Origin of the sequence: Streptomyces sp. NPDC088400 (assembly GCF_044753355.1) — a bacterium.
GTDB lineage: Bacteria > Actinomycetota > Actinomycetes > Streptomycetales > Streptomycetaceae > Streptomyces.
Genome location: NZ_JBIVMZ010000004.1, coordinates 280,374 through 289,626 on the forward strand (window position 1 = coordinate 280,374; position 9,253 = coordinate 289,626).

At 70.6% G+C, this 9,253-nt stretch carries 9 protein-coding genes; 5 read left to right on the top strand and 4 right to left on the bottom strand.

The window, feature by feature from the left end; all coding sequences use genetic code 11:
* Positions 1 to 11 precede the first annotated feature (11 nt).
* On the bottom strand, positions 12 to 692 hold the full coding sequence (locus ACIQD6_RS12540; RefSeq protein WP_401881714.1) for a class I SAM-dependent methyltransferase: 681 nt from the start codon (positions 690 to 692) through the stop codon (positions 12 to 14).
* Between the two features lie 334 nt (positions 693 to 1,026).
* Positions 1,027 to 2,883, bottom strand: coding sequence for an MFS transporter (locus ACIQD6_RS12545; RefSeq protein WP_401881224.1), 1,857 nt, complete (start codon positions 2,881 to 2,883; stop codon positions 1,027 to 1,029).
* A gap of 576 nt (positions 2,884 to 3,459) precedes the next feature.
* Here ACIQD6_RS12545 and ACIQD6_RS12550 point away from each other — a divergent pair.
* Together ACIQD6_RS12550 and ACIQD6_RS12555 are read left to right on the top strand one after the other, a co-directional pair.
* Positions 3,460 to 4,896: an MFS transporter gene (locus ACIQD6_RS12550; protein WP_401881225.1), complete on the top strand. Its 1,437-nt coding sequence runs from the start codon at positions 3,460 to 3,462 to the stop codon at positions 4,894 to 4,896.
* A 341-nt stretch (positions 4,897 to 5,237) separates the two neighbouring features.
* Complete coding sequence (locus ACIQD6_RS12555; protein ID WP_401881227.1) at positions 5,238 to 6,884, top strand: Na+/H+ antiporter; 1,647 nt, start codon at positions 5,238 to 5,240, stop codon at positions 6,882 to 6,884.
* Here the strand turns inward: ACIQD6_RS12555 and ACIQD6_RS12560 are convergent.
* Both ACIQD6_RS12560 and ACIQD6_RS12565 read right to left on the bottom strand, forming a co-directional pair.
* Positions 6,831 to 7,304, bottom strand: a complete 474-nt coding sequence (locus tag ACIQD6_RS12560; RefSeq protein ID WP_401881229.1) for a hypothetical protein — start codon at positions 7,302 to 7,304, stop codon at positions 6,831 to 6,833. The genes ACIQD6_RS12555 and ACIQD6_RS12560 overlap by 54 nt on opposite strands.
* Positions 7,301 to 7,510: a hypothetical protein gene (locus ACIQD6_RS12565; protein WP_401881231.1), complete on the bottom strand. Its 210-nt coding sequence runs from the start codon at positions 7,508 to 7,510 to the stop codon at positions 7,301 to 7,303. Before ACIQD6_RS12565 ends, ACIQD6_RS12560 begins: the two co-directional genes overlap by 4 nt.
* A 523-nt stretch (positions 7,511 to 8,033) precedes the next feature.
* Here ACIQD6_RS12565 and ACIQD6_RS12570 point away from each other — a divergent pair.
* From ACIQD6_RS12570 to ACIQD6_RS12580, 3 genes are all read left to right on the top strand, one after another.
* Positions 8,034 to 8,876: a helix-turn-helix domain-containing protein gene (locus ACIQD6_RS12570; protein ID WP_401881233.1), complete on the top strand. Its 843-nt coding sequence runs from the start codon at positions 8,034 to 8,036 to the stop codon at positions 8,874 to 8,876.
* A 59-nt stretch (positions 8,877 to 8,935) separates the two neighbouring features.
* Entirely contained in the window at positions 8,936 to 9,070 is a 135-nt protein-coding gene (locus ACIQD6_RS12575) for a DUF397 domain-containing protein (RefSeq protein WP_401881716.1), read from the top strand.
* Positions 9,071 to 9,167: 97 nt separating this feature from the next.
* On the top strand, positions 9,168 to 9,253 hold an 86-nt coding region (locus ACIQD6_RS12580), incomplete at its 3' end, for a DUF397 domain-containing protein (protein ID WP_401881718.1).

Below are 9,253 nucleotides of genomic sequence, written 5' to 3' on the forward strand. Positions count from 1 at the left end.
GTGCGAGCGGGTCAGATTCCCGGCGCCGTGCGGCGCAGAACACGCAAAGAGTCAGTCACCGGGGGGACAGCGGGCCCGGTCGATGCGGGGGTCCCGGCGGCCGTCTCGGCTCCGGTGGCTGCCCCGGCTTCATTGGCCGTCGCGGCTTCGGTGGTCGTCTCGGTGAAGGCGCCGGACGCGAGGGCGCGGCGGTAGATCCGGTACGGCGCCTGGCCGCCGTCCGCCGGATCGGGGAACACGTCGTGGATGACCAGCAGTCCGCCCTCGGCCAGCCGGGGGACCCAGCCCTCGTAGTCGCCGTTGGCGTGCTCGTCGGTATGGCCGCCGTCGATGAAGACCAGCCCGACCTGGCCGCCCCAGACCTGTGCCACCTGCGGCGAGCGGCCGACGACCGCGATCACATGGTCTTCCAGGCCGGAGTGGTGGAGCGTACGGCGGAACGTGGGGAGTGTGTCCATCCGGCCGGTGTCGGGGTCGACCAGGGTCGGGTCGTGGTACTCCCAGCCGGCCTGCTGCTCCTCGCTGCCGCGATGGTGGTCGACGGTGACGGCGACCGTACCGGCTTCGCGGGCGGCGGCGGCCAGCAGGAGGGTGGAGCGACCGCAGTAGGTGCCGACCTCCAGGAGCGGCAGACCGAGCGCGGAGGCGTGGACCGCCGCCGCGTACAGGGCGAGGCCTTCGTGGACGGGCATGAAGCCCTTGGCGGCCTCGAAGGCGGCGAGGATCTCGGGTGCGGGTGCGGGTGCGGTCGCTGATGCCGGTGTGAGCGTGGGGGCCGGTGCGAGTGTCGGCAGCGGTGCCTGGGGTTCGACTGCCTCGGACTCGGTACCGGTGGGCATGCGCTCTCCGTAAGTTGTCGGGTGACCCGGGAGGGCCGGGGGCGGCCCCATGCTGCCGTACACCACCGGCGATGCGGGCGCCGGGGGTGTACGGCATGAGGCTGGTCAGGACCGGACGGGGTCCGCGACCGGAGAGGACCTATGGCGCGCAGGACCTATGGCGCGCAGGGCCTACGGCGCGCAGGACCTACGACCGGACTGATCGGGCCGACTCGACGGTGTTCCGGGGTTCCGGCGCGTTCTGCGCGAGCGTCGGGTCCCGGTCCAGGCCCAGTCCCAGGCCCAGGACCAGATCGGCATCGACCGGCAGACCGTCCCCGGCGTACTCCGCCGGGCGCGCGTGCGGCGCGTATCCCGTGGCCGACCCCGCCAGTACGTACGGGCCGGCGCTCGGCGGCAGCAGTGCGTAGTGGCCGTCCTCGTCGGCGGTGGTGAGGCCCGCCTGCCTGCCCCGACGGTCGATCAGTGTGACGTTCGCCCGAGCCACCGGCGTACCGTCGGCGTCCAGCACCCGCCCCCGGAATCCGCCGGACCCCGCGACGAGTGTCCGCTGCCGGACTGCCCCGTCGCCTTCGGCCAGGGACGACTCCGCGTCGGCCGTCAGGGACTTCGCTGCCACTGCCGTTCGCTGCGACGGCAGGAACGCCGCCAGCACCAGACCCACGATCACCGCACCCGTGGCGATCAGGAACGAGACACGGAAACCGTGCATCGTCGGCACCGCCACCCCGCCGGTCTGGACCGAGGTGTGGGCCAGCACCATGCCGATCACCGCGCTCGACACCGACGTACCGATGGAGCGCATGAGAGTGTTCAGGCCATTGGCCGCGCCGGTCTCCGACGGGTCGACGGCACCGATGATCAGGGCGGGGAGCGAGGAGTACGCGAGGCCGATGCCCGCGCCCACGACCACCGAGATGATGATGGTCTGCCAGGCCGCGTTCATCAGGCCGAGGCCGCCCCCGTACCCGATCGCGATGATCAGCATGCCGAGGATCAGCGAGACCTTGGGGCCGTGCTTGGCGGAGATGCGGGCGTAGACCGGCGCGGTGAACATCATCGTCACGCCGAGAGGGGCCACGCACAGGCCCGCCACCACCATCGACTGCCCCAGGCCGTATCCGGTCGCGGCGGGCAGCTGGAGCAGCTGGGGGAGGACGAGCGAGATCGCGTAGAAGGCGACACCGACCATGATCGAGGCGAGGTTGGTGAGCAGTACCTCACGACGGGCGCTGGTCCGCAGGTCGACCAGCGGCGCGGAACTCTTCAGCTCCATGACGCCCCACAGCAGAAGAATCGCGGTCCCCAGGCCGAACAGTCCGAGGGTGGTGGACGAGCCCCAGCCCCAGTCGCTGCCCTTGGTGATCGGCAGCAGCAGCGAGACGAGCCCGGCGGACAGACCGATCGCGCCGAGCCAGTCGAACGCGCCGATGGCCCGGACCGAGGACTCGGGGACGTAACGGACGGTCAGCAGGATCGACAGTGTGCCGAGCCCGGCGGCGGCGAAGAACAGTACGTGCCAGTCCGCGTTCTGGGCGATCAGCGCGGCGACGGGCAGGGCGAGTCCGCCGCCCACGCCTATGGAGGAGCTCATCAGGGCCATCGCCGAACCGAGCTTCTCGCGCGGCAGTTCGTCGCGCATGATGCCTATGCCGAGGGGTATCGCGCCCATGGCGAAGCCCTGGAGCGCCCTGCCGACGATCATGACGACGAGGTCGTCGGTGAACGCGCAGATCAGCGAGCCGAACACCATGACGGCGAGGCTGGCGAGCAGCATGCGCCGCTTGCCGAAGAGATCGCCGAGCCGCCCCATGATCGGCGTCGACACGGCACCGGCGAGCAGGGTGGCGGTCATCACCCAGGTGGCGTTGGCGGGGGCCGTGCTGAGGAGGACGGGCAGGTCCTTGATGACGGGGACGAGCAGGGTCTGCATCACCGCGACGGTGATACCCGCGAAGGCGAGGATGGGGACGACACCGCCGGTGCGTCGGCCCTGTGGATCAGGGAGCGCTCCGGCGTGCTGATCGGTCGTCGTCTGCGTCATACGTGGGGCCTCCGGGCGGGAAGTGAGGGTCGGGAAGTCTGGGCGGTGCGGGAGCCGAACGTCCGGGAGAACGACCGTACGGGAGTCGGACGTACGGGAAGTGAAAACGGACTTAAAGGGCTTACGGGAAGTCAAGGTGAGCGGGCGGTACAGAGGAGCGGGCGGTACAGAGAAGCGGGCGGTACAGAGGAGCGGGCTGTAGAGGGAAGCGGGTCGTACAGAGAAGAGGGTGGCAGGGAGCGCGGTAGGTCAGGCAGGGCAGGAAGAGGGCGGCGGAAAGCGCGGGGAAGTGCGCGGGTGTGTGCGGACGGGGCGGACGGGCGGGGCGGACAGACGGGGCGGACGGGCGGACGCGGTCGCCTGCGGGCAGCGCCGACCGCCAAGTGGATGCAGTATGAAACATTTTTTTCGGGCGTGCTTATTCCGGCGAGCGCGGTACGAATCCGCTACGAACCGAGCGGTACGAACCCGGCCGACGCCGACGGCTGTTCACGGAACGACCGTGTGGACCGGTCCGCCCCTCGGTCGGACCGCGGCCCGATATCCCGATGTGCGGACAGTGTGGCTGATGCGACCATGACAGCCATGGTCAGAGCCTCGTCACCAACTGATGCTGTCCACATATCCGCCCCCGCCGAGTCCCGCCGTACCTGGGCGGTGGTCCTCGCCGCCTGCGCCGGGCAGTTCCTCGTCGTGCTCGACGTGTCCGTGGTGAATGTCGCACTGCCGTCGATGCGCGCGGACCTCGGACTCACCACCGCCGGTCTCCAGTGGGTCGTCAACTCCTACTCGATCGCCTTCGCCGGCTTCATGCTGCTCGGCGGACGGGCGGCGGACCTCTTCGGACGCAAGCTGATGTTCCTGACCGGGCTCGGGGTGTTCACCCTGGCCAGCGCCGCGGGCGGACTCGCCCAGGAGGGCTGGCAGTTGCTCGCCGCACGCGCCGTGCAGGGGCTCGGCGCGGCCGTGCTGGCGCCCGCGACCCTCACGATCCTGACGAGCGCCGTACCGGAGGGAGCCGCCAGGACCCGGGCCATAGCGACCTGGTCGGCGGTCGGCGCGGGCGGCGGTGCGGCCGGCGGCCTGGTCGGTGGTGTCCTCACCGACCTGCTGTCCTGGCGCTGGGTGCTGCTGATCAATGTGCCGATCGGTGTGCTGGTCCTGGCCGGCGCCGCGCTATGGGTGACCGAGAGCCGTACGGCACGGGCGCGCCGCCTCGACCTGCCGGGGGCGATGCTGGTCACGGTCGGGCTGGCGACGGTGGCGTACGGCGTCGTGCAGACCGACGAGCGGGGCTGGGGCACGGCGGCGACACTGCTGCCCCTGCTCGGCGGACTGCTGTTGCTCGGCGTTTTCGTGGCAGTGGAAGCGCGGACGAAGGCGCCGCTGATGCCGCTGGGGCTGTTCCGCGTACGGGCCGTGTCCGCGGCCAACGCGGCGCTGTTCGTCTGCGGCGCGGCGTCCTTCTGCACGTGGTTCTTCATGACGGTGTACTGCCAGAACGTGCTGGGGTACGACCCGTTGACCGCCGGTCTCGCGCTCGTTCCCAGTTCCCTGAGCGCGGTGCTCGGCTCGAAGCTGGCGCCCCGGCTGATGACCTGGATGGGCGCCCGCGACCTGGCGGTGACCGGGGCACTGGTGGCCGCGACCGGCTTCGGCTGGCAGTCCCTGATGACCGCTGACGGAACGTATCTCTCGTCCGTCCTCGGCCCCGGCGTCCTGATGATGACCGGCATGGGCCTCGCCGCCACCCCGCTCGCCGCACTGGCCACGGCGGGCGCGGCCCCCGGCGACGCGGGCCTGGTCTCGGGCCTGATCAACACCTCCCGCACGATGGGCGGCGCGCTCGGGCTGGCGATCCTGTCCACGGTGGCGGCGTCCCGTACGGCGGGCGGAACGAGCCCGGAGGCACAGACGGAGGGGTATGCGCTGGCCTTCAGGACCGGCGCGGGGGTGTTGCTGACGGCGGTGCTGCTGTTGCTGGTGTGGCTGCCGCGCCGCGCGGAGTCGTAACGGGCAGCGAGTTCACACGCGATGGACCGCGGGATCGCGCGCAAAGGGCAGCGGGATCGCGTGCAACGAACAGCCGGTTCGCGCGCAACGGGCAGCCGGTCCGCCCGCAACGGACGTAACGAGGGTTGCCACGGCGACCAGCGGTTCAGCGACGCCCGAGCGCGCCGTGAGCTCACCTGGACGACCCGTCTCGACGTCCTGACCGAACTCACCCAGGGTTGAACCACGAGGCAAAGCCCGGGGCCAACCACCAGGGAACGTCCAGGGCCGAACCCCCGGAGAGCGTCCAGGGCCGAACCACCGGGAAAGGTGTGCCTGCCCCATCGGGAAGGCGGTGCCGAATGCGGGGCCTGGAAGTCGTCGTGGTGGTTCTCGCGGCCGTGCTGGCCATGACATGGCTGGCCCGCCGCCTGCGCTGGAACGAGCCGGTCCTGCTGGTGGCGGGTGGCTGCCTGATCGGCCTCACCCCCACGTTCCGCACGCTGGTCCTGCCGCCCCCGGTCGTTCTGCTGCTCTTCCTGCCACCCCTGCTCTACTGGGAGTCGCTGACCACCTCGCTCCGCGAGATCCGGACGAATCTGCGCGGAATCGTGCTGCTCGCGACCGGCCTCGTGCTGGCCACCGCCGCCGCCGTGGCCGCGGTGGGGCACGCCCTGGGCCTCTCCTGGCCGCTCGCCTTCGTCCTGGGCGCCGTCGTCGCCCCCACCGACGCCATCGCTGTGGCGGCGGTCGCCCGACTCCTGCCTCGCCGGACCCAGACCATCCTCCGGGCGGAGAGCCTGATCAACGACGGCACCGCACTGGCCCTCTACGCGGTGCTCGTCGGGATCGCCGTTCAGGGACAGACCGTCACCTGGTGGGGCACCGCCGTACGCTTCCTGCTGGCCTACGCGGGCGGTGTCGCGATCGGCGCCGCCTGCGCCGTCGTCGTTGTGGCACTGCGCAAGCGGCTGCATGACCGCGTGTTGGAGAGCGCCCTGGCCGTGCTCACCCCGTTCGCCACCTACCTGCCCGCGCAAGCCCTGGGCGTCTCCGGCGTCCTGGCGGTGGTCACCTGCGGTCTCATCCTCAGCCAGGCAGGCCCCAGGGTGATCAGCGCGAGCGCCAGAGTGCAAGCCACCAACTTCTGGGAGGTGAGCACCTTCATCCTCAACGGTGCCCTGTTCGTTCTGGTGGGCATCCAGACACCCGCCATCGTGCGCGCGATCAGCGGCGTCTCCCTGGGACACGCGGTGGTCACCGCGTTGCTGGTCGGCGCCGTGGTGATCGCCACCCGCCTGCTGTGGCTGTACTCGGTGCCCTACCTCCTGCGCGTCATCGACCGCCGCCCGGTCCAGCGCACGCTGCGCTCCGGCGCCCGGGAACGGTTCCCCCTCGCCTGGAGCGGCGTGCGCGGGGCCGTGTCGCTGGCGGCCGCCCTCGCCGTCCCGGCCACCACTGCCGCGGGCCGGCCGCTCGGGGGACACGGCCTGCTGGTGTTCACCGCCGTGGCCGTCATCCTGGTCACGCTGGTCCTCCAGGGAACGACCATGCCCGCGGTGATCCGCTGGTCCGGGCTGCGCGGCGATCCCCACGAGACCACCGAAGAACGCCACGCCCGTCGCCAGATGGCCGATGCCGCGCTGGAAGCCCTTCCCGAGCACGCCGACCGCCTGAAAGCGCCGCCGGAGACCACCGACACCATCCGGAGCGAACTGCGCCAGTACGCCGCCGAGGACGCGGCCGAGGACGCGGAACCACCCGACACCGGGCCCGGCGTGCGGACCGGGCTCGAACTGCGCCGCACGCTGGTCGGCGTCCAACGCAGCGCCCTGATCCGCCTGCGCGACCAGCGCGTCATCGACGACATCGTCCTGCGCCGGCTTCAGTCGGTCCTGGACAACGAGGAAATCCGGATCGAGCTGGCCCTGCGTACCTTCACCGGCCGGCCGCCCTCACCACCGGCGGACGGCACGGCCGATCCGCGCGGCAGGGAGCCCGGGGAGTGAGCGACCGAGTCGCGCGGGGGCGGCAGCGGCGGGTACAGGTACGAACGCCGGTACCGGTACGGGCCGTACGGTCAGCGCGTAGTACCCGGTGTGATCGGACACGGTGACCGTCACCGGGGCGCCTCGCACGAGCCGGCCCCACGCCGCCTCCTGCGCGTCGGCGTCAACACACCACTGCCGCAACTCGGTCGGTACGTCACGGAGCCCGGCGGGGAGCCGGTGCACGACAGGCTCCTGGAGTTGGTGCGCCGTCCAGGGCTCGGGGTCGAGACCGTCGGCGATACGGCGGGCCTGCTCCCGGAGCCATCGGAGCGCGAAATCCGGGGAGTTGGTCCGGATGCTGCCGAGCACGAATCGCACGGTGGCGCCGTTGACCGGCCCTTCCCCGATCGCCGACGCGTGGTGGACGACACCGGTCATGCGGGTCTGCCGTCCCGGCGCCCGCGCTGCTTCCGGTGCAGCGCCGCGAGGGCCCGAAGCTGTCGCCGTTCCCTGTCGGTCGCGGGCCGGACCGCTATGGCGCGGGCGTCCCAGACGTATCCCGCGGGTCGGATGAGCCGGACCACGGAACCGTGGAGCTGGTGCACCACACCGGGCATGTCCGTGCCGGGATCGTAGACGGCCATGCCGACAACAAGCCTGATGTCGTGGGGCGTTACCGGTAGCTGTCGCAGTGGGTGTGTGCCCGTACGCGGGTTCATGTGAGATCACCGGACCGCCGGTGCGGATGCGCCGCGATCTGCCGTGCACACTCGAAGGCGCTGACCGCCCCGATGCCCCGATACGCATTGTCCCGCCGCCGGTCCCACCACTCACACACATCGCAACCGGGGGTGGGCTCCAGGTCAACCGGTGGGTAGGCCGGGGCCGGAGAGATCCCCAGGCGGCGGTCACTTGGTGACATGGGAGCGCCGCCGCGTGTGAGTGGGGGCCGTAGCGGCCACGTAGCCCGCCGTCCGTCGCCGATCTGCTGTAGACATGCCCGTCCGCTCCGCCCATCGGGGCCTGGTTGGGTACGGGACCGATGGACTACCGTGCGTGTTCTGGTGGTTACGAGAATGCACCCGGAGGAGGCTCCGAAGACGGTCGGCGGAATGTACTTCGCCGCCACGTTCCGTTAGTTCCACACGCTCCACGGAGGACAAGGAAATGCCGCCGAGACGGGTGATCACAGGCAGGAGTCAGGAGCCGCGTAAGCGGTTCGTGCAGGAATTGAGCGCACTGCGGGCGCAGAAGGGCGACAGCCTCCGGAAGCTGGGCGAAGTGCTGGGCTGGGACTGGTCGTTGTTCGGGAAAATGGAGAGCGGCGAGACGCTGGGCGGCCCGGAAGTCGTCCAGGCGCTCGATCAGTACTACGGGACGCCGGGGCTTCTGCTGACGTTGTGGGAGCTGGCCGCCGGAGACCTCACGCAATTCCGGGAGCGATACCGCCGGTACATGATCCTGGAGGCCGAGGCGGTGAGCCTGTGGCACTACGGGGTCAGCGTGCTGCCGGGTCTGTTGCAGACTGAGGGGTACGCGCGTGAGCTGCTTGCCGCAGGCGGCGCCAGTGGCGGCGAGTTGACCCGGCAGGTCAAGGCCCGGATAGGGCGGCGCGAGTTGCTGGACGGTGACGGCGCCCCACGCTTCCGCGCCATCGTGTCCGAAACGGTGTTGCGTACGCCGTTGCGGGACGCGCAGTGCTGGCAGGAGCAGCTTGAACACCTGGCGGCGATGGCCGAGCGGCCCAACTTCACCCTGCATGTGCTGCCCACCGCCTCTGGTCTGCACGGCTTGGTGAGCACGGACGTGATGTTCCTGCGCATGCCGGACGGCCGCACCGTGGCGTACACGGAGAACGCCCACCAGGGGCAACTCGTCGAGGAAGCAGCACCTGTTGAGGGTCTCCAACTCGCGTACGATTTTGTTCGCGACCTAGCGATGCCCCCGGTCGAGTCGCGGAAATTCGTCATGAGGATGTTGGAGGAAGCGCCGTGGGACCCGTCGACCTGAACGCCGCAACCTGGCGCAAGAGCACGTACAGCAACCCGGACGGCGGTCAGTGCGTGGAGGTGGCGGACGGAGTGCCTGGTGCTGTCCCCGTTCGGGACTCCAAAGCCCCCCACCGGCCCGCACTGATTTTTCCGCGCCCCGCGTTCGTTTCCTTCGTCCGAGCCGTTCGCGGCGGCGGGTTCGACGTCACATGAGGATGTTGGAGGAAGTGCCGTGGGCTCCGTCGATCTGAATGCGGCTACCTGGCGCAAGAGCACGTACAGCAACCCGGATGGTGGCGCGTGCGTGGAGGTGGCGGACGGAGTGCCTGGTGCTGTCCCCGTTCGGGACTCCAAAGCCCCCCACCGGCCCGCACTGATTTTTCCGCGCCCCGCGTT